Annotated in this window: 16 protein-coding genes and 1 tRNA gene; 2 read left to right on the forward strand and 15 right to left on the reverse strand. The window is 50.1% G+C overall.

Annotation, left to right across the window (positions count from 1 at the left end; translation table 11 throughout):
• Positions 1 to 26 precede the first annotated feature (26 nt).
• Together QL223_RS24805 and QL223_RS24810 are read left to right on the forward strand one after the other, a co-directional pair.
• The gene (locus QL223_RS24805) at positions 27 to 1,301 is read left to right on the forward strand and encodes a CNNM domain-containing protein (protein ID WP_046306472.1); all 1,275 of its coding nucleotides are present in this window, start codon (positions 27 to 29) and stop codon (positions 1,299 to 1,301) included.
• Positions 1,302 to 1,526: 225 nt separating this feature from the next.
• Entirely contained in the window at positions 1,527 to 2,828 is a 1,302-nt protein-coding gene (locus QL223_RS24810; protein ID WP_046306474.1) for a PAS domain-containing methyl-accepting chemotaxis protein, read from the forward strand.
• 60 nt (positions 2,829 to 2,888) lie between these two features.
• Here QL223_RS24810 and ugpC read toward each other — a convergent pair whose 3' ends face one another.
• From ugpC to QL223_RS24885, 15 genes are all read right to left on the reverse strand, one after another.
• Positions 2,889 to 3,989: a sn-glycerol-3-phosphate ABC transporter ATP-binding protein UgpC gene (gene ugpC / locus QL223_RS24815; RefSeq protein WP_281546272.1), complete on the reverse strand. Its 1,101-nt coding sequence runs from the start codon at positions 3,987 to 3,989 to the stop codon at positions 2,889 to 2,891.
• A gap of 5 nt (positions 3,990 to 3,994) precedes the next feature.
• Positions 3,995 to 4,876: a carbohydrate ABC transporter permease gene (locus QL223_RS24820; RefSeq protein WP_002540072.1), complete on the reverse strand. Its 882-nt coding sequence runs from the start codon at positions 4,874 to 4,876 to the stop codon at positions 3,995 to 3,997.
• Entirely contained in the window at positions 4,863 to 5,768 is a 906-nt protein-coding gene (locus QL223_RS24825; RefSeq protein ID WP_281546273.1) for a sugar ABC transporter permease, read from the reverse strand. The genes QL223_RS24820 and QL223_RS24825 overlap by 14 nt, the downstream gene beginning before the upstream one ends.
• An 83-nt stretch (positions 5,769 to 5,851) precedes the next feature.
• Complete coding sequence (locus tag QL223_RS24830; RefSeq protein ID WP_281546277.1) at positions 5,852 to 7,078, reverse strand: ABC transporter substrate-binding protein; 1,227 nt, start codon at positions 7,076 to 7,078, stop codon at positions 5,852 to 5,854.
• 101 nt (positions 7,079 to 7,179) lie between these two features.
• Positions 7,180 to 8,226, reverse strand: coding sequence for a LacI family DNA-binding transcriptional regulator (locus QL223_RS24835; RefSeq protein ID WP_281546274.1), 1,047 nt, complete (start codon positions 8,224 to 8,226; stop codon positions 7,180 to 7,182).
• 607 nt (positions 8,227 to 8,833) lie between these two features.
• Positions 8,834 to 9,442, reverse strand: coding sequence for a hypothetical protein (locus QL223_RS24840; RefSeq protein WP_002540077.1), 609 nt, complete (start codon positions 9,440 to 9,442; stop codon positions 8,834 to 8,836).
• A gap of 87 nt (positions 9,443 to 9,529) precedes the next feature.
• Entirely contained in the window at positions 9,530 to 11,083 is a 1,554-nt protein-coding gene (gene gshA / locus QL223_RS24845; protein WP_281546278.1) for a glutamate--cysteine ligase, read from the reverse strand.
• 133 nt (positions 11,084 to 11,216) lie between these two features.
• Positions 11,217 to 14,045 carry a pitrilysin family protein gene (locus tag QL223_RS24850; RefSeq protein ID WP_281546275.1) on the reverse strand — a complete coding sequence of 943 codons (2,829 nt, stop codon included), beginning with the start codon at positions 14,043 to 14,045 and terminating at the stop codon, positions 11,217 to 11,219.
• A 21-nt stretch (positions 14,046 to 14,066) separates the two neighbouring features.
• Positions 14,067 to 14,498: a YqaA family protein gene (locus QL223_RS24855; RefSeq protein WP_002540080.1), complete on the reverse strand. Its 432-nt coding sequence runs from the start codon at positions 14,496 to 14,498 to the stop codon at positions 14,067 to 14,069.
• Entirely contained in the window at positions 14,485 to 15,072 is a 588-nt protein-coding gene (gene yqaB, locus QL223_RS24860; RefSeq protein WP_002540081.1) for a fructose-1-phosphate/6-phosphogluconate phosphatase, read from the reverse strand. Before yqaB ends, QL223_RS24855 begins: the two co-directional genes overlap by 14 nt.
• Positions 15,072 to 16,007, reverse strand: a complete 936-nt coding sequence (locus QL223_RS24865) for an NADP-dependent oxidoreductase (RefSeq protein WP_039850227.1) — start codon at positions 16,005 to 16,007, stop codon at positions 15,072 to 15,074. Before QL223_RS24865 ends, yqaB begins: the two co-directional genes overlap by 1 nt.
• 103 nt (positions 16,008 to 16,110) lie before the next feature.
• Positions 16,111 to 17,241: a sodium ion-translocating decarboxylase subunit beta gene (locus QL223_RS24870; RefSeq protein WP_002540083.1), complete on the reverse strand. Its 1,131-nt coding sequence runs from the start codon at positions 17,239 to 17,241 to the stop codon at positions 16,111 to 16,113.
• Positions 17,242 to 17,251: 10 nt separating this feature from the next.
• Entirely contained in the window at positions 17,252 to 19,036 is a 1,785-nt protein-coding gene (gene oadA, locus QL223_RS24875; protein ID WP_281546276.1) for a sodium-extruding oxaloacetate decarboxylase subunit alpha, read from the reverse strand.
• 37 nt (positions 19,037 to 19,073) lie between these two features.
• Positions 19,074 to 19,319 carry an oxaloacetate decarboxylase subunit gamma gene (locus QL223_RS24880; protein WP_002540086.1) on the reverse strand — a complete coding sequence of 82 codons (246 nt, stop codon included), beginning with the start codon at positions 19,317 to 19,319 and terminating at the stop codon, positions 19,074 to 19,076.
• Between the two features lie 437 nt (positions 19,320 to 19,756).
• A tRNA-Arg gene (locus tag QL223_RS24885) sits at positions 19,757 to 19,833 on the reverse strand.
• Between the last annotated feature and the right edge of the window lie 121 nt (positions 19,834 to 19,954).

A 19,954-nucleotide genomic window follows, 5' to 3' on the forward strand; every position in this document is an offset into this window, starting at 1 on the left:
GAACCAAACAAGAAGGAACTTGCAATTTGGACGACATATCGACGGGAACGCTAGCGACCGTTTTGGTATTGCTCATCTTTATTTCTGCGTATTTTTCCGGCTCCGAAACCGGCATGATGGCATTAAATCGATACCGGCTTCGACACCTATCCAAGCAAGGGCATAAAGGCGCTAAGCGTGTAGAAAAGCTGCTTGAGCGCCCAGACAGGCTAATTGGCCTGATCCTCATCGGAAATAACCTGGTTAACATTCTCGCTTCCGCCATCGCAACCATTCTGGGCATGCGCCTGTTTGGCGATCTCGGCGTCGCGATTGCAACCGGTGGCCTTACCCTTGTTATCCTCGTATTTGCAGAGGTGACACCCAAAACCCTCGCAGCACTCTATCCAGAACGCGTTTCCTACACCAGCAGCCTTTTACTCAATGTTTTGATGAAAGCGCTTTATCCGCTGGTTTGGGTGGTGAATGGCATTACCAATGGCTTTCTTAAAATTCTGGGGCTTGCGACTGATCACAGCGGAAAAGACAACCTGAGCTCTGAAGAGCTTCGTACAGTCGTGAATGAGGCGGGCGGGCTCATCCCTCGCCGTCACCAGAATATGCTGCTGTCGATTCTTGAGCTCGAAGAAATCACCGTGGATGACATCATGGTGCCGCGAAACGAAATCACTGGCATCAACGTCAATGATGACTGGAAAGCCATCATGCGTCAGCTCACCCATGCGCCACATGGCCGTATGGTGCTGTATCGCGACAATATTGATGAAGTGGTTGGCATGCTTCGTGTGCGTGAAGCCTACCGGATGATGGTGGAAAACGAGTTCAACAAAGAGAACCTGTTACGCGCCGCGGATGAGGTTTACTACATCCCGGAAGGTACGCCACTGAATGTTCAGATGCTGAAATTCCAGCGCAACAAGCAACGTATCGGTATGATTGTCGACGAATACGGCGACATCATTGGCTTGGTCACTCTGGAAGATATTCTGGAAGAGATAGTCGGCGAATTCACTACCTCACTGTCACCAAGTCTGGCAGAGGAAATTACCGCCCTACCAGACGGCAGTTTCATGATTGACGGCACCGCGAATATCCGCGACCTCAACAAAAGCCTGAACTGGGAACTTCCAACCGACGGCCCCCGTACTCTTAACGGCCTGATACTGGAACACCTTGAAGATATCCCGAGCAGTCAGTTAAGTATTGAGGTCGAAGGGCATCAAATGGAAATTGTTGAAGTCGCTGAGAATATGATTAAGCAGGTTAAGATCTTACCTGTACCTAAAAGCGCCAAGACATAACTTACGTAGGTTTATATTGTTATTAAAAAAACAGCCAGCAAATTGCTGGCTGTTTTTTTAATATCTCACCCAGTTTAATCCTTCTATCGACCCCCGCACCAACCAATCTCACTTTTCATACAAATGACCAAATTATCAGCTAGTTTTAAAGAGGTGCTCTATCGGTTTTGTGCACCGACTTTCTTTGAATCATTTGTTTGTGCTTGCTGAGGAAGGAAAGCAATCATGTTTAACGGGAAACTGAAAAAACAACTGGAAGAACTGGAATTAAGTGCTTCACACAACCAAGCCATTTTGGATGCCATCAACAACAGTGTTGCGACAATTCACTTCACACCTGAAGGTGTCGTCAAACACGCAAACAACATATTCCTCGGTGCTGTAGGTTTTACGCTTGAGCAATTGACAGGAAAGCATCACAGAGAGTTGTGCGACCCTGAGTACGGTCAAAGCATGGAATATCAGAAATTCTGGGAGAGACTGCGTGGTGGTGAAGTCATCAGTGGGACAGTTCCTCGGCTAAATTCAAAAGGAGAGAGGCTATGGCTTGAAGCCACTTACTTCCCGATTAAAGAAAACGGTGCCGTGGTTGAGGTAATGAAAATCGCTGCAGACATTACCAAAGAAAAGATCAAGCTAGATGATCAGGCAGCAGTTTTTGACGCACTGAATAAGTCTATGGCCATGATTGAGTTTCACCCTGACGGCACCATTATTCAAGCCAATGCTAATTTCCTAGGTGCTGTTGGATACACACTCGACCAAATTCAGGGCAAACATCACCGTATGTTCTGTCCCGATCATTTCTATCAGGATAATCCTAATTTCTGGGCCGAACTTGCCAATGGTGATTTCAAAGCAGGCCAGTTTGAACGAAAAGATTCCATGGGCAATGTCCTCTGGCTCCGCGCGACTTATAACCCAGTGTTTGATGACAAAGGCAGGGTTATCCGTGTCGTGAAGTTCGCTAATAACATTACCGAGAAAGTGACACAGGAGCATGCAATTCGCGACGCTGCAGGAGTCGCTTACTCAACGTCGGTCAAGACAGCAGAGATTGCCACAAGAGGCGCAGGTGTGCTGGAGTCGACGGTTGCGACATCACAGTCTATTTCCGATCAGGTGCTGGAAACCTCTAACGCCATTACCCAACTCAATGAGCAATCTAAGAGCATTGAAGCCATCCTATCCACCATTAGTGACATAGCTGACCAAACGAATCTTCTGGCACTAAATGCTGCGATTGAAGCGGCGCGTGCCGGTGATCAGGGCCGAGGCTTTGCTGTGGTTGCGGATGAAGTCAGACAACTTGCTGCGCGCACCAGCCAGTCGACTGCTGAAATTACCGACGTTGTGAAGAAAAACCGTGACCTGACATCCGATGCAACCCGTAAGATGTCGAGCGTGTCAGAAGCTGCAGAAAAAGGTACCCAGCAGATATCTGAAGCTTCCACTGTGATGGAAGAAATCCGTTCCGGTGCAGAAAACGTTGCGCAGACCGTATCCGGTTTAAACGTAGGAACCTGAAGAAAAAACAAATAAAAAACGCTCCCTCGGGAGCGTTTTTTATTACAAGAACAAAAGCTCTTAACGGATCCGGTTGCCGCCATCAGTATCAAACAACACCAGCTTTTCAGGATTAAAGCCAAGATGCGCCATGTCCCCTGCACTCAGCGCAATATTGGCTGGCATACGCGCCACCACTTCCTTACCGCCCAATGAGGTGATGACATAAGTGTCTGCGCCCGTTGGCTCAGTCACATCGACTTTGCAATGCAAGGTACCTTCGCCATCGGCTTGTTCGGTAATGTCTTCTGGCCTCACACCAAGACTCACGGTCTTCCCGACATAAGCAGCTAAGTCTGCAAACCCAACATCAAACGCGATCGATTGATTCACACCATCGAACCCTTCCAGTTCCAACACGGTGCGGTTGGTATCCGCTTCCAACACCTTAGCATCAACCAAATTCATCGAAGGGCTTCCCATAAAGGTTGCCACAAAGGTATTGGCCGGGTTGTCGTAGACTTCTGCCGGAGATCCGAGTTGCTGCAGCTCGCCATCTTTCATGACCGCAATCTTGGTTGCGAGTGTCATCGCTTCAATCTGGTCATGGGTGACGTACACAATCGTCGCATTCAAACGTTGGTGAAGACGTTTGATTTCAGTACGCATATCAACACGGAGCTTGGCATCCAGATTAGACAACGGCTCATCGAACAGGAAGATTTTTGGGTCACGAACCAACGCCCTTCCCATCGCAACACGCTGACGTTGACCACCTGAAAGCTGACCCGGTTTGCGGCTCAGCAAGTGCTCAATCTGCAGCATAGAAGACACTTCATTGATCTTGCGGTCACGCTCCGGCTTTGGAACGTTACGCATCTCCAGTCCAAACGAGATGTTCTGACCAACGGTCATGTTCGGATAAAGTGCATAGGACTGAAATACCATGGCGATATCCCGATCAGCCGGATGCAGATCGTTAATCACCACATCACCAATAGACACATCCCCATCACTGATGCTGTCGAGACCGGCAATCATGTTAAGCAAAGTCGACTTACCACAGCCGGATGGCCCCACCAGTACCAGAAAGTCACCATCATCAATGGCGATGTCGATACCCTTCAATACCTCAACATGACCAAAGCGTTTTTTTACATTATTCAGCGTCAAAGAAGCCATTCAGATTATCCTTTTACTGAGCCAGCCATCAGACCGCGTACGAAATAGCGACCGGCCAGGACATAAACCAAAAGGGTGGGCAGCGCGGCAATCATGGCGCCAGCCATGTGGACGTTGTATTCCTTTACACCCGTGGAAGAGTTCACCAGATTGTTCAGCGCTACCGTGATCGGCGCGGTATCGCCCGATGCGAATGATGCCCCGAACAGGAAGTCGTTCCAGATATTGGTGAACTGCCAGATGATGGTCACCACAATGATGGGGCCGGAACTTGGCAGCAAAATGCGGAAGAACATGCGGAAGAAGCCCGCGCCATCAATCATGGCGGCGCGAATCAGCTCGCTAGGAAACGCTTCGTAATAGTTACGGAAAAACAGCGTGGTGAAACCCAAACCATAAATCACATGCACCATTACCAACCCGGGTGTGGTATTGGCAATGCCAAGGGTACCGAGCACTTGGCTCATAGGTACCAGCACCACCTGGAAGGGAATGAAGCAACCAAACAGCATCAGGCCGAACACCCATTTATGTCCCGGGAAGCGCCACTTGGTAAGTACATATCCGTTCAACGCACCTAGCATGGTGGAAAGCAGGACGCCCGGCACCGTGATGGCAATTGAGTTACCAAAGTAGCCGCTTATCCCCTCACAGGTAAGGCCAATACATGCGGTTCCCCAAGCTGCTTTCCATGGCTCAACCGTCCATACTTCCGGCAGCGCCAGCATGTTCCCCTGACGTATCTCATCCAGCTCTTTGAATGATGTCACCAGCATCACGAACAATGGAAGCAGGTACATGCAGGCGAACACGATGAGCGTGGTATAGATCAGCACACGCCAGAATTTCGCACCCTGAAACGGCGATTTATTATCAATGCTGTCCATGCTTCGGCTCCTTCAACTCGCTGTAAAGGTAAGGCACGATGATTGCTGCAATGGTCATCAGCATGATGATGGCGCTCGCCGAACCCACAGCCATCTGGTTTCGCGAGAAGGTGTACGAGTACATAAAGGTGGCCGGCAATGCCGTCGCATTGCCCGGACCACCACCGGTCAGCGCGATAACCAGGTCATAACTTTTAATAGCCATGTGAGCGAGCACGATGAAGGCGCTCAAAAACACAGGACGAAGCTGAGGAATGATGATGCGACGATACATTTGGAAGGAAGACGCACCATCTAACTGTGCGGCTTTCAGCATTTCGCTGTCGATGCCCCGAAGCCCGGCAAGGAACATCGCCATGACAAAACCTGAAGTTTGCCACACCCCGGCAATCACGACGGTATAGATCGCCATTTCCGGGTTAATCAACCAGTCAAAGCTGAAGCTCTCCCAACCCAGCTCATGCATGGTTTTCTCAAGCCCAAGACCAGGGTTTAAGAACCATTTCCATGCGGTACCTGTCACGATAAAGCTAAGTGCCATGGGGTAGAGAAACACGGGGCGAAGCCCGCCTTCAATACGGATTTTCTGGTCGAGTAGAATCGCCAGTAGCAACCCCAGCGCACAGCAAATCACAATGTAGAGGATGCCAAATACTGCCAGGTTTTCGAGTGCCACCTGCCAGTTAAGGCTGTTCCAGAGTTTTTCATAAGGCCGAACCCCATCGAGGTTATAGTTCGGCAGCATCCGCGATCGGCTGAAAGAAATGTAGGTTGTCCAGGCGATAAAGCCGTAGACAAAAAAGAGGATCAGCGCGAACGAGGGAGCAATGACAATTTTTGGCAACAGTTGCTGCCAGAACTGGCGCGAACTGTATTTTCCTTGAGAAGCCATAGTTGATCCTTCAAACGACGAGAAACGACTGTCCTTAGAATAAAAAGGGGAAGGGCTTTAACCCGTCCCCTTTTCCCATTGGATTACTGAGCATCCTGAACAGCAGCCACCAGTGCTTTTGTCGCTTGCTTAGAGTCCATACCGCCATTGAAATGGTTAGTCACCACATCATAGACCGCATTTTTCACAGCGGCTGGCGCTGCGTGGCCATGAGCCATGCTGCCGACGAGCGTGTTGCTCTTGTTAGCTTCCGCAAGATCCGCCATGCCTTTTTTACCACAGGCGTCGAACGCATCATTCGGTACGTCGGTGCGCGCTGGCACTGAGCCTTTCACCACGTTAAACGCAGATTGGAATTCAGGCGACATAATGGCTTTGGCCATCGCTTTCTGTGCATCTGAATCACCCACATCAAACATCACGAATTGGTCAGAGTTGAAGGTGACCATACCTTGGGTACCTGGCATGCGGAAACACAGGAAGTCCTCGTTTGGTTTTTTACCGGCTTTCAGGAATTCACCTTTCGCCCAGTCGCCCATGATTTGCATGCCTGCTTTATCTTCAATCACCATGGCAGAAGCCAGGTTCCAGTCACGGCCTGGGAAGTTCTTATCCACATAACCGCGCAGCTGTGACATACGGTCAAAGACTTTGACCATAGTGTCTGAACCCAGTGCTTCCGGATCTAAATCCACCATGGCTTTGCGATAAAAGTCGATACCACCAGTGGTCAACACCACACCATCAAAGATGGTTGCATCCTGCCAATCCTGACCACCGTGTGCCAACGGGATGTAACCTGCCGCTTTCAGCTTATCCAATGTTTCAATCAGTTCATCCCAGTTGGTGGGCTGTTTCGCTCCCACTTCATCGAGCAGCTTTTTGTTTGCCCAAATCCAGTTGGTAGAGTGAACGTTCACCGGCGCAGACACCCACTTACCATCGTACTTGGCAAAGTTTTGCAGCGCATTCGGCACCACCGTATTCCAACCTTCGGCATCTGCCACGCTGTTAAGGTTGGCTACCACATCTTCCGCTGCCCAATCCTGGATATCAAAACCCAGCATCTGTACCGCAGTCGGAGGATTACCCGAGGTCACACGGGCACGCAAAACCGTCATTGCGTTACCGCCACCGCCACCGGCTACCGGCATGTCCTGCCAGCCGATGCCTTGGCTCGCAAGGTCATCCTTGAGTACATTTAACGCCGCAGCCTCACCGCCTGATGTCCACCAGTGCAGTACTTCTACATCTTCCGCTTGTGCTGAAGTCACCGTTCCGATAGCGACTGCAGCTGACAGCATTGACATTACCAGTTGATTTTTCATGCTTACCTCGTTTGTTTTGTGACATGACCAATAGGTCCGTGTACCCAAACAACTTGCGGCGACTACCCACTACGCAGAGCTTGTTAAACCAAGCTCTTGGGTGCCTGCGTAGACAGTCGCTGGATCAACTCAACACCGACGAGTATTTTGTTGGGTGTTTGTTGTTGAGCCAGCAAGCGTTGCAGCAAGTAACATGCTTCCCGCGCAATATCTTCTCCCTTTACCCTCACAGTTGAGAGAGCGGGATAAATCAGGCGGGAATCTTCCAAATCATCAAATCCAATAACGGAGACATCTTCGCCGGGCTGTTTTCCGGCTTCGTGTAAAGCGGTATAGACGCCGTAAGCCACGACGTCGGTAAAACATACAATAGCCGTCACTTCGGGAGCCAATGACAAAAGGCGGGTAGTGGCTTCATGCCCTCCAGAACGGCTACTCGGGCTGTGCTGAATATAATTATCAGGAACCGTTAAACCGGCTTCATCCATGGCATCCATAAAGCCTTGGTGACGCAGTTTGAGATCAATAAAAGTTTCCAGCCCCCCCACAAAAGCAATGTGCTTGTGGCCAAGTTCAATCAAAGAACGGGTTGCTAAATAGGTTCCCAATCGGTTTTCAGCCATGACTGCCGGGGAGAGAGAATTTTCAACTTCCCGCATGATTGAGATGATAGGGAGCCCGGTAGCGACGATATCATCAATCCAACGATTGTCTGTTCCGGGGGCCGGCGTAATAATAATGCCAGCCACATTGTGACCGCGAAGCGCATGAACAAATTGATTCTGACGTTCCAGACTCTCGTTCACGTCCATAATCACAGGGATAAAACCCAGCTCATCGAGGTAAGGCTCCAGCCCTTTAATTATTTGGCTGAAGTAGGGACTTGTAAGATTGTTGGAGAGGATGGCTACAATTTTAGAACGCCCGCCACGCAGGCTAGCAGCCCCGCCGTTATAGACGTAACCAAGGGTTCTGCAGGCCTCATTGACCCGCTTTTTTTTCTCATCACTGACTGACTCGCTGCCATTGAGTACCAGTGAAACTGTAGATTTTGAGACGCCAGCAGCTTTAGCCACATCAATCATCGTGACACGTTTTTGAGGAAAACCCTTTCCATCGTTAGCTTTCATAGCCACCACATCCCAAAAGCACAACATCGAGATAATTTATTCATCACCCACAAAAATGTTTTTGGAACCTTCCATGTGAAATTCTTGTAAAAAAATAGAACAAAAACGCGCCAATTAAAAGATTTTATACGATCGATATCACCATTTTGTTAAAATTAAGTTAATCATTTGCATGTTAGCTCGGATAGATCACGAAATTTCATTGGCACGTGACAAAACCCCAAATGGCTATAATCATGATTCCTGTGTGTTGGGTATCATCAAGCAACTCTGACATGCCCGACACTCTGCCTTATCAGTCAATGATAGTCAGTCTGGTGATGGTCAGCGACGACATTAATCTATGCAGCATAAAGATGGCTGTTTGAGTCTTTCTATGGAAAATTCACCTAGCCAAACTCATACGGTTAAACACGAAATTAAACTCAAAGCGCCTGATTACGGGTCAAGATTCGAGCAGGCGACACCAATTCGCAGTGGGTTTTGGACAACCTGAATAAAGGTTCTACGAGTTTTTAAATTTGGGTAGCTATAGGCTAGCTAAACGCGAAAAAGCGCCTGGTCCGGCGCTTTTGGTTGTCTGAAACAGGCCTTTTTGTGAAACCAGCTAGAATGACCACCAGCTTCGGTTATCTTCCAACTCTTCACGGCAACTTCTCAACTGCCCACCGTAAGTTTGCGCCTGGCGCTCGACCTTTCTCGCCACTTGCATCACTTTCGGCTTGGATTTGTAAGTCCCGCGCTTAAAACCACCACGTCCTTCGTGGTAAGCAAGATACTGGTTATAAGCATCCCACTTCGAAATTCCCAGTTGCTTCTGGGTTTCGCTGGTGTACCAACCAATAAATTGCATAGCATCCCCAAAATCGGTGCGGGAGCCACCATTGCGGGTCGCTTTCTGATAATCAGACCACGCAGGGTCCTGAGCCTGTGCATACCCGTATGCACTGCTGACACGTCCCCACGGGATCACCCAGAGCACATAGTCCCGGGGAGGTAATGCATCATGAACGTAGGAGCTTTCCTGTTTCACAAACGCCATTGCGATATGGATTGGCGTTCCCCATTCATCTTCCATGTCGACCGCATCTTCGTACCAATCATCATACTGGCGGAAAATGCTGCAAATATTATCGGGATTTTTCGGTGGAGGAGCCGCACAGCCGCTCAATACCAGTGCGCTGAGAACAAGCAGCCATTTGGGAGAAATGCGCATGGGTATCCTTTCTATCTGTTGCTTTTATTGGCACATACAAAAACAGGCTGGGGATACCAGCCTGTTTATTGCTAAAGCAGTATCACATCAGAGTGATACACTATCACCAAAATACTCGGCCAGATACTGCTCGAAGCTGATACCGTCGCCTTGCTCCACATCTTGCTGACGTTTCAGGCTGGCTTCGCTTTCTGCTTCAAACTGCTGCTTAGAGAAAGTCTCGTAGTCACCCTGGGCAAACAAGGCCTGATTGTCTTTAGCAATGCCAATACCCACTTTACCGATGCTTTCATTATCGAGTACATCTTTCAGTAGTTTCGCTGATAGGGTTTTATCCGGGTTGTCGAACCAGCCTGACAGCTCGTTGCAAACAGACTGGTACTTATCGCCGCCGTAAGCTTTGTCCATCACAATTGCCAGTTCAGCCAGATCAGCAAAGACACGGCGTCCCCACTCGGCTTGCGTCAGTTGTTCACCATCGCAGCCAATTTGCAGCGTCAGACCCGGTTTACGTCCTTCCAACACCACTTTGTTCCAGTTCTCGCGCCAGCATTGCAGCTCACAATCTGTCATTGCTGCTGACTCAGACAGCGCACACCAAGTAATAAACAAGTCGAGGAAGTAAACCTGATAGTCATCAATGCCCACCGGGCTGAACGGGTTCACATCCAGCGAGCGAACTTCGATGTATTCAACACCGCCGCGCTCCAACGCTTCAGACGGTTTTTCACCACTTTTCGCCACTCGCTTTGGACGAATCGGCGCGTACAGTTCGTTTTCTATCTGGAGCACATTGCTGTTGAGCTGACGATAACCGTTTTCGTCTTTTACGCCGATCTTGGCAAAATCTGCGGATGGCGTACCAATCGCCGCGCGAACACCTCGCAGGTATTGCTCTAGACTATCAAAACCAATCTTCAGGCTGCTTTGTGCATTATTGGTGTAGCCCAAGTCACTGAGACGAAGTGAGGTTGCGTATGGCAGATAGCAGGTACCTTTGCCCACTTCTTTAAAATCCAGTTTCGACTCAGTTTTGTTGATAAAAGATCCACACAGCGCTGGTGAGGCACCGAACAGATAAGGGATCATCCAACCAAAGCGGTAGTAATTTCGGATCAAACCAAAATACGCTTCAGAGACGGATTCCTGTCTTGCGTACGGTGCCTGATCGCCAAACAACTGCTGCCAGAAACTGCTTGGGAACGAGAAATTGAAATGCACGCCGGAGATGATTTGCATCACGCTGCCATAGCGGTGCTTCAAACCCTGGCGGTACAGGGTCTTCATTCGACCTACGTTTGACGAACCGTACTGTGCCAAGGTGATGTCATCTTCGTTCGCGACATAACAAGGCATCGACATTGGCCACAACGATTCTTCGCCCAGTGTGCGATAGGTGAATCGATGAATGTCCTGCAGTTGCGAGATCATTTCAGGCACGGAATAGGTCACCGGCGTGATGAATTCCAGCAATTGCTCGGCGAAGTCGGTGGTAATCCATTGATGAGTCAGGGCAGAGCCTAACGCTTTTGGATGGGCGTCGGAGGACAGCGTGCCTTGGGGTGTGATGCGCAATGCTTCGCGTTCAACACCTCGGCCTATGCCTTTAAGCGCTTCCGGATTTGCGGAGAACGCTTCCAACCTTTGGGAGAAACTAGTCAAGGCTGCACTCGTTTATTGTCATAAAGCAGTAAGATGGCTAAGCATAATCACTCTTGGTGGCAAAAGCCATCTCACTGTATTTACTCTTGGCTTCCCTGCCGAAGTTTAGGGGTTAATTCTCAACCACTAAACGCTTTACGGGCAGTCCCAGTGTGGAAAGTGCAGGTTCAAGTGTCGCCGCATCTCCCACAATAATCACCTGATACGCGTCAGGTTCGAACCATTTTGCCGCCAGTGCATTGAGGGTTTCCTTTGAAACCGTCTCAATAATGGCTCTCTGCTGCGCTTTGTAATCTGACGACAACTTATGGCGCATCATGTTGGCAATAAGACCGGCTTTATCACCAGGCGTTTCATAGCTCAACGCATCTTTTTGGCCTACGGCAAGTCGCAGGAACTTCAACTCATCGTCAGTGATGCCACTTGACGCCATCTCGTTGAGTTCATTTTGCATTTCGCGGACGGTATCGACCGTACTGTCTGCGCGCACTTGCGCCTGAAATACGACACGGCCTGTGTCCTGATTGCCCACTACATAGCCGCCAGCTCCATAAGTGTAGCCTTTGTCCTCACGAAGATTCAGGTTAAGGCGCGAGTTGAAATTTCCAGCCAAGTTGAAGTTTGCCAGTTGGGTTTTGAACATCTCACCCGTTGCGTCATAAGGCATAGCGTGACGTACCATTTGCACCACACTTTGCGGCGCGCCCGGTTTGTCCACCAGCCAAATCTGCGATTGTGGATATTGCTTGAGCTCTGCTGGCGCTGGCGCAGTGGCCTTATTCCCTTTCCAGCGGCTCAAGCCGTTCACTTTAGACAGTAAGGTTTGCTTATCAATGTCTCCGACCGCAATCAGTCGCGCATTGTCGGGCGTATAATTATCTGCATAGAACTGTTTCACATCATCAAGCGTCAGACCACTCAAAGTTTCCCTGGTACCTTCTGACGGCAAAGCGTGCCAGGGGTCACTGTAGAGCACTTCACGTCTGGCCTGCCCCGCCTGCCATTGCGGCGTTTGGTGACTGAAATGAATACCTTCCAGTGCCTGCTTCTTTAAGCGGTCGAAATCTGCTTCATCAAAGCGCGGGTTAAACAGCATGTCCCCCGCAAGCGTCAGGGTTTCACGCAGGTTTTTGGTCAATGAGGAAACACTGATTGTGGTACCACGTGATGACGCGCTGATACTGATGCTTGAGCCAAGGCGATCTAACTCAGCAGTAATATCTTCACTGCTTCGATTGGTCGTGCCTTCAGATATCAAATCTGCCGTCAGAGACGCCAATCCATTTTTGCCTTTTGGCTCCATCAAACTTCCGGCAGGAAGCACCAGATGCACAGTCACTGTCGGCGTTTCGTTTGATTCAGCGCCGGAGATCTCAATCCCATTGCCCAGCTTGGCGTGATAAAGCTCAGGTACTTTCACCGATACTGAACCGTTAGGGGCCGGCGGTACGCTGCGATCAAACGTTTCCGGGGTGTAACGCATCACCTGCTTTTCTGACTCACCGGATGATATCGCCCGGGTTGCGGTGTAGTTTTGCTCAGCCGCTTGCAGGCGTTGTTGACCTCTAGGCACCACTGACACATTCACCGAAGGCTGTTGCCACACAAAGCGGCTAAAGGCATTTTCCACGTCTTGGGTGGTCACGCCATTCAGCTCATCAAGCCAGCTTGCCAGCCTATCTGGGTCACCATAAAAGGTTTCATTCGACGCAAGCTGGGAAACCTTACCCTGCACACTTTGCAGGCCAAACACGGCACCTGCTTCCGCGCTGCCTTTCACCTGTTCCAGATCGTCTTCTTTGATGCCGCGGACTTTGAGTGAATCCAGCACCTTCATCACATCACCGCGAAGCTCGCTAAGATCCTGATCACGGTTACCTAACACGTAGAGTTGGAAATTACAGGAAAGCTCTGCACAATCCTGATAGGCACTGGCACTGAGCGCTTTCCCCGGTTTCACCAAATCTTGATACAGCAGGCTGTTTCGCCCTTGTCCTAGCACCGAGCCCAACATATCGATCGCCACGCGGGAATCCGCACCCGGGTATTCGGTTGGCCAGCTCATCACCAGCATTGGCTGCTGAATATTGTCTTCGAGCGTCACAAAACGGTCAGCGTCAATAGTCACAGGCCATTTGTCCGCCGCTTTCACTTCCGGCCCACGCTGGATATCACCAAAGTATTTGTTCACCCACTTCAGTGTCTGCTCAACATCGATATCACCACCAATGGTTAGCGTGGCATTGTTCGGGCCATACCAACGCAAGAAGAAGGCTTTCAAATCGTCAACATCAACGCCGTTCAAATCCTCTACATAGCCAATCGTCGGCCAGCTGTAAGGGTGAGTTGGCGGATAAAGCGCCGCGGCCAGCGTTTCATGGACCAGACCATACGGGCGGTTTTCAAAGTTCTGTGCCCGTTCGTTTTTCACCGTGTCACGCTGGATTTCGAACTTACGCTGGGAGACCGCTTCAAGCAGAAAACCCATTCTGTCCGATTCCAGCCACAGCATTTTTTCCAGCTCATTGGCAGGCACGGTTTGATAGTAGTTGGTGCGGTCGCGGTTAGTGGTGCCATTGACGCTACCACCAGATTCGGTAACAAACTTGAAATGCTGCTGATCGCCGACATGCTTCGAGCCCTGAAACATCATGTGCTCGAAGAAATGCGCAAAGCCAGATTTACCTGGCTCTTCACGCGCGGAGCCGACATGATATGTCACGTCCACATGCACCAGAGGATCAGAATCATCCGGATGCAAGACCACTGTCAGGCCGTTGTCCAGCTGGTATTTTTGATAAGGAATCGACGGGGTGTTCTCGCCTGCTTTCTCTTGTTCGATAAACGTGATGCCTTCGGGCAATGAAGGCTGGGAAGTGGCCTGATACACGCCACAACCCGACAGCCCTAATACAGCGGCAGTGAGGATAAAATAACGCACTAACTATCCTTTCTATGATCGTTAAAAAAGAAGGCCTCGGGTGACCAGTGCCAGAATGAGATAACGCAGCGCTTTACCTATCGCTATCAAGATCCAGCACCAACGTTGTTTGAGTCTCAGCCATCCGGCAGCAAGACAAAGGGGGTCACCAATAATAGGAAGCCAGCTTAGCAGCAAGGTCCAGTAACCGTAACGTTGCAGCCAGCTAATGGCTCTTTGACCGTGTTTTTGGCTAAGGGTTCGCGCAGGAATAAAACGGCCTATCCAATAGTTGGTCATGCCACCAAGGGTATTACCCAAAGTCGCCACCATGACCAGTATGGCTATACCGTAATCACTCTGTTTAAGAAGGTAAATCAGGTTGGCTTCTGAGCCACCGGGAAGCAAGGTTGCGCTGAGAAAACCGGTCGAAAACAAGACCCACAGCGCAGAGTCACCACTAATCCAATCCAACGTCTGTCACCCGTACATCTATGACATCCATCCCTGCTGCGGCCGCAGCGTCAATGCCAAATATCGCGTCTTCAAACACCAGACACCTTTCCGGTGACACATTCATGAGCTGCGCACAGTGCAAAAAGGTATCCGGCGCAGGTTTGTGGGCAGAGACCTGATCCGCCCCCACCACATAATCAAACAAATGGAGAAGCCCTGATTTCTCCAGCATTCTCGTCGCAATATCAGTCAAGGTTCCTGTTCCTACTGCCATCGGCTTTTGGCCTGCATAGTATTTAGCCACTTCAACAAACGGCAGTTGCTCAAGATGATCTTCCATCAGATATTTGAAAGACTGCGTTTTGTGGTCAGCCAATATTTGGGGCTCAATCGCCAGCTCTAACTCTTTCACCAAAGTTTGAGCCGTCAAAATCGTCGGACTGCCACCACGGGAGTGATACCAACTTTCATCAACCTCAAACCCAAAGTCAGAGGCTGTTTGCTGCCAGGCTGCAAAGTGCGCAGGCATGGAATCGAGCAGAGTGCCATCGAGGTCGAAAATTAGCGCTTCGTATTTGTCGTAACGACTCATTATTGCGGGATCTCCAAAAGAATTTTTCCGCGGGTTCTGCCGCTTTGGATTTCGACATGCGCCTGAACACCGTCTTCAAGTGGATAAATTTTACTGATTTCGATGGTAAGCGATTTGTCCGACACCGCATTCAGCAGCGCATCAAGTTGGGTAACATTCGGCTGTACCAGCATCCCCTGAGCAATGACACCGCGTTTCTCTGCCGCTTCAATAATGCGCGGAGCCGTAATAGTTGGCACAGTGACCACACGACCACCGGCTTTCACCGAAGCTAGTGCCGCTTCGCCAACATCGCCGCCCATCAGGTCAATCAGAACATCAATGTCCTGAACCTGCTGTTCAAGTGGTGCTTTGCCATAATCCAAAGCGATAGCCCCCAACGAGGAAACAAACTCTGCATTTTTGGCGGAACAGCTGGCATAGACATCTGCACCCTTTGCTTTCGCCAACTGGATAGCGATATGGCCAACACCGCCTGCGCCTGCCAGGATCAGTACTTTGTCGTCTTTGGTCGTATTGACTAACTCAAGCGCCTGCAAAGCAGTCAGACCCGCAACGGGAAGCGTTGAGGCTTGCTCCAAAGATACATCCTCTGGCACAAAAGAGAGCGCGTCAGAAGGCGCGCAAAGATACTGACCATACCCTCCACCTTCAACAATACGACCCACGACACGATCACCAGCCTTAAACGTTGCGCTATCCTGCACGACCACACCTGCTGCATCAAAGCCAGGCGTCCAGGGCAAGCTGTCTTTGATTTTCTCTGCGCCCCAACCAAGACCCGCACGGGTTTTGGCATCGATTGGGTTAACGCCTGCGAACGCCACTTTCACCAGTATCTGGCCTTCAGATGGGTTGGGAATATCGGTTTGTTGCAGCTTGAGGGTATCTGGTTCACCGAAAGCAGTGATCGCAAGTTGGAGGTTCTTTGGCATGGTTTCATCCTTTTTCTGCACCAGCATTTTTTCCAGTGTTAATAAAAAAGGCGGAAGACTCAATGCCTTCCGCCTTATTATTTTGTGAGCGTATTTTAAAGGGTTAGCCAACCAGTGCCAGCAGAACACCTGCTGCAACCGCTGAGCCCAATACGCCTGCGACGTTTGGCCCCATTGCGTGCATCAACAGGAAGTTATGCGGGTTGGAATCAAGACCTACCTTGTTAACCACACGTGCAGCCATAGGTACAGCCGAAACACCTGCCGCACCAATCAGTGGGTTGATGTTGTCTTTGCTGTATTTGTTCAAAAGCTTAGCCATCAATACGCCAGCCGCTGTACCGATACTGAACGCGACCGCACCCAGTACCAGAATACCCAGCGTTTCAAACTTCAGGAATGATTCCGCCTGAAGCTTAGAACCCACAGCAAGACCCAGGAAGATGGTCACGATGTTGATCAACTCGTTTTGCGCCGTGTTTGACAGACGGTCAACCACACCACATTCACGCATCAGATTACCCAGACAGAACATACCAACCAGCGGTGTCGCAGAAGGCAGGAACAGAATCGCCATCATCAGTACCGCCAATGGGAAGATGATTTTCTCTGTCTTAGACACGTGACGCAGTTGCTGCATCTCGATCTTACGCTCTTCCTCGTTGGTCAGCAGCTTCATGATTGGCGGCTGGATAATTGGCACCAGCGCCATGTAGCTGTATGCCGCAACCGCAATAGCACCCAGCAGGTCTGGAGAGAGGCGACTGGCAAGGAAGATGGCTGTTGGGCCGTCCGCACCACCGATAATAGCGATAGATGCCGCATCTGCCAGCGAGAACTCCATGCCAGGAATCAGGTTCAGCAAGATGGCACCAAACAAGGTGGCGAAGATACCAAACTGCGCAGCCGCGCCCAGCCAAAGGGTACGAGGGTTAGCAATCAATGCACCAAAGTCAGTCATCGCACCCACGCCCATAAAGATCAGCAGTGGGAAGATTCCAGACTCAATGCCAACGTAGTAGACGTAGTAAAGCACACCGCCTGGCTCGGTAAAGCCGGCATTCGGGATGTTCGCCAATACCGCACCAAAACCGATTGGTAGCAGCAGCAAGGGCTCAAAGCCTTTGCGAATGGCAAGAAACAAAAGAATACAACCGACAGTGATCATCACCAGTTGGCCAAATTCAAAGTTGGCCAGACCGGTTTCACTCCAGAGGATTAACAAACCTTCCATGATTTTCCTCTTACGCCAGGCTCAGTAGTGGTGAACCAACGGTAACAGAGTCACCTTCTTTCACCATCACGTCTTGCACGACACCAGCGCGGGTTGCGCGAACTTCTGTTTCCATCTTCATTGCTTCCAGGATAAGCAACACATCGCCTTCCTGAACCTGATGACCTTGTTTTGCAACCACTTTGAAGATGTTACCTGCCAGAGGCGCTGCAACCGCTTCAGATGCACCTGCTGTTGGTGCGGGAGCAGCTGCAGCAATTGGCGCTGCACCAGAAGGCGTGACAGATGTCAGCTCGCCTTGCGGACCAACGACCACATCGTAAACCTGACCATTGACCTGAACACTGTAAGCTTCAGTGCCACCCGCAGAAGCAGGTGCTGAAGGAGCTGCTGCGACTTCAGGCTCAGTACCTGGCACTGGCTCAAAGGCATCCGGATTGCCACGGTTTTTCAGGAACTTCAGACCAACCTGCGGGAACAGAGAGTAAGTCAGGACGTCATCAACCTGCGCTTCTGCCAGCAAGATGCCTTCTTCTTTCGACTTAGCAATCAGCTCATCAGTCAAAATATGAAGCTCTGGCTCGATCAAATCAGCAGGACGACAAGTGATGGCTTCACCACCATCAAGCACACGTGCCTGAAGCTCTTTGTTTACTTCTGCTGGTGCTGCGCCATATTCGCCTTTCAGCACGCCCGCTGTTTCTTTGGTGATGCTCTTATAACGCTCGCCGGTCAGTACGTTGATGACCGCCTGAGTACCAACGATTTGAGAAGTTGGTGTCACCAGTGGGATATAACCCAAGTCTTCACGAACGCGAGGGATCTCTTCCAGTACTTCATCCAAACGATCGGCTGCGCCCTGCTCTTTAAGCTGGCCTTCCATGTTAGTCAGCATGCCGCCCGGTACCTGAGCAATCAGGATGCGAGAATCAACGCCTTTCAGCTGACCTTCAAACTTCGCGTACTTCTTACGAACTTCACGGAAGTAAGCGGCAATTGGCTCGATTTTCTCGAGCTGCAGGCCAGTATCACGCTCAGTGCCTTGCAGCATAGCTACAACGGTTTCTGTTGGCGTGTGGCCGTAAGTTTGGCTCATTGAGGAAATCGCAGTGTCCAGCACATCCAGACCCGCTTCTACCGCTTTAACTGCAGTAGCAGTAGAAAGACCGGTTGTTGCATGGCAGTGCAGCGCAAGAGGGATATCACAAGAAGCTTTGATGCGCTTGATCAGCTCTTCTGCCTCATAAGGCTTGAGCAGGCCAGACATGTCTTTGATACACAGGGAGTGACAGCCCAGATCTTCAAGGCGTTTTGCCAGATCTGTCCAGGTGTCCAGTGTGTGGTAAGGGCTAGTGGTGTAAGACAACGTACCTTGAGCATGCGCGCCAACATCCACAGCGGATTTCACTGCTTTCTCAAAGTTACGCACGTCATTCATCGCATCAAAAATACGGAATACGTCCATACCGTTGGCGTGGGCACGCTCAACGAATTTCTCTACCACGTCATCCGCATAATGCCGGTAACCCAGTAGGTTCTGACCACGCAACAGCATTTGCATTGGGGTTTTCGGCATCGCTTTTTTCAGTTCGCGCAGGCGAACCCATGGGTCTTCACCCAAGAAGCGGATACAGGCATCAAAGGTTGCGCCGCCCCAGGTTTCCAATGACCAGTAACCGACATCATCTAACGCAGCGGCAATCGGTAACATGTCATCAAGACGCATACGGGTCGCAAACAGCGATTGGTGCGCATCACGCAAGACAACGTCTGTAATAGCGAGTGGCTTAGACATACGACAAAACTCCTTGTAATTGTATGTTTCGCATCAGCTAGCGCTGGCGATTACGGTATTTATGTACTGCTGCAGAAATCGCAGCAATAGTTTCCCCTGACACCTGACCATTATTGTTATTTGATGGGGTGGTCGTGGTGGTTGCCTGAGGTGGCAACTCTTCGGGGACCAAGCGGGACATCAGCTTGACCAGACCGACCAAGATGGTAAGAAAGACGAAAACCACTACCATGCCTGTCAGCATGAGTGTAGCGGCGTGCTGAAGAGTACTACCCAAATCCATATGTTTGCTTCCTTGCAGGTTACCGTATTCCATTTACCGGAAAATCGGCACGACTTTTCTCAACGAAACGTATTTTACATTTTGTTGAGAATTTACTCACTCAGTTAAGTTATCGGTCAAAATACTAACAAACTGCAATAATGACAATCCTGCAATACTCGTCAATTGCTTCATTTTCGGCCTCAGACGCAATAAATACGGACAATTGTTACCATTTTGTTAATACCAGACACCTAAAACTGGCCGCAACTTGTTGCGGAAAGTTCGCAGTGTAAAAGTGCTATTTTTTAGTGAGTTAAGCGGTTTTTTCTCGAATAAGAAGAACAGTGAGCAGATAAAGTAGTAAAAGTATAAAAACGGAAAATATAGAGAAAAGTAAGGCTTTTGAGACAGTGAGAGATTAGTCGGAAATTTCGAATAGAAATGCAGAAAAGAAATGGCGCGACCGGGAGGATTCGAACCTCCGACCGCCTGGTTCGTAGCCAGGTACTCTATCCAGCTGAGCTACGGTCGCGCAGGCATTGATTGCATAAAGGTATCAATCAAGGTGAAAGTGAAATGGCGCGCTCGGGAGGATTCGAACCTCCGACCGCCTGGTTCGTAGCCAGGTACTCTATCCAGCTGAGCTACGAGCG

This window comes from Grimontia sp. SpTr1, assembly GCF_947387585.1.
GTDB lineage: Bacteria > Pseudomonadota > Gammaproteobacteria > Enterobacterales > Vibrionaceae > Enterovibrio > Enterovibrio indicus.

What these genes read in the sequence shown, in the direction of transcription:
- QL223_RS24810 (WP_046306474.1), top strand. Translation starts at nt 1,527, where the DNA reads ATGTTTAACGGGAAACTGAAAAAACAACTGGAAGAACTGGAATTAAGT.
- ugpC (WP_281546272.1), bottom strand. Translation starts at nt 3,989, where the DNA reads ATGGCTTCTTTGACGCTGAATAATGTAAAAAAACGCTTTGGTCATGTT.
- QL223_RS24820 (WP_002540072.1), bottom strand. Translation starts at nt 4,876, where the DNA reads ATGGACAGCATTGATAATAAATCGCCGTTTCAGGGTGCGAAATTCTGG.
- QL223_RS24825 (WP_281546273.1), bottom strand. Translation starts at nt 5,768, where the DNA reads ATGGCTTCTCAAGGAAAATACAGTTCGCGCCAGTTCTGGCAGCAACTG.
- QL223_RS24830 (WP_281546277.1), bottom strand. Translation starts at nt 7,078, where the DNA reads ATGTCAATGCTGTCAGCTGCAGTCGCTATCGGAACGGTGACTTCAGCA.
- QL223_RS24835 (WP_281546274.1), bottom strand. Translation starts at nt 8,226, where the DNA reads ATGAAAGCTAACGATGGAAAGGGTTTTCCTCAAAAACGTGTCACGATG.
- QL223_RS24840 (WP_002540077.1), bottom strand. Translation starts at nt 9,442, where the DNA reads ATGCGCATTTCTCCCAAATGGCTGCTTGTTCTCAGCGCACTGGTATTG.
- yqaB (WP_002540081.1), bottom strand. Translation starts at nt 15,072, where the DNA reads ATGAGTCGTTACGACAAATACGAAGCGCTAATTTTCGACCTCGATGGC.
- QL223_RS24865 (WP_039850227.1), bottom strand. Translation starts at nt 16,007, where the DNA reads ATGCCAAAGAACCTCCAACTTGCGATCACTGCTTTCGGTGAACCAGAT.
- QL223_RS24870 (WP_002540083.1), bottom strand. Translation starts at nt 17,241, where the DNA reads ATGGAAGGTTTGTTAATCCTCTGGAGTGAAACCGGTCTGGCCAACTTT.
- oadA (WP_281546276.1), bottom strand. Translation starts at nt 19,036, where the DNA reads ATGTCTAAGCCACTCGCTATTACAGACGTTGTCTTGCGTGATGCGCAC.
- QL223_RS24880 (WP_002540086.1), bottom strand. Translation starts at nt 19,319, where the DNA reads ATGGATTTGGGTAGTACTCTTCAGCACGCCGCTACACTCATGCTGACA.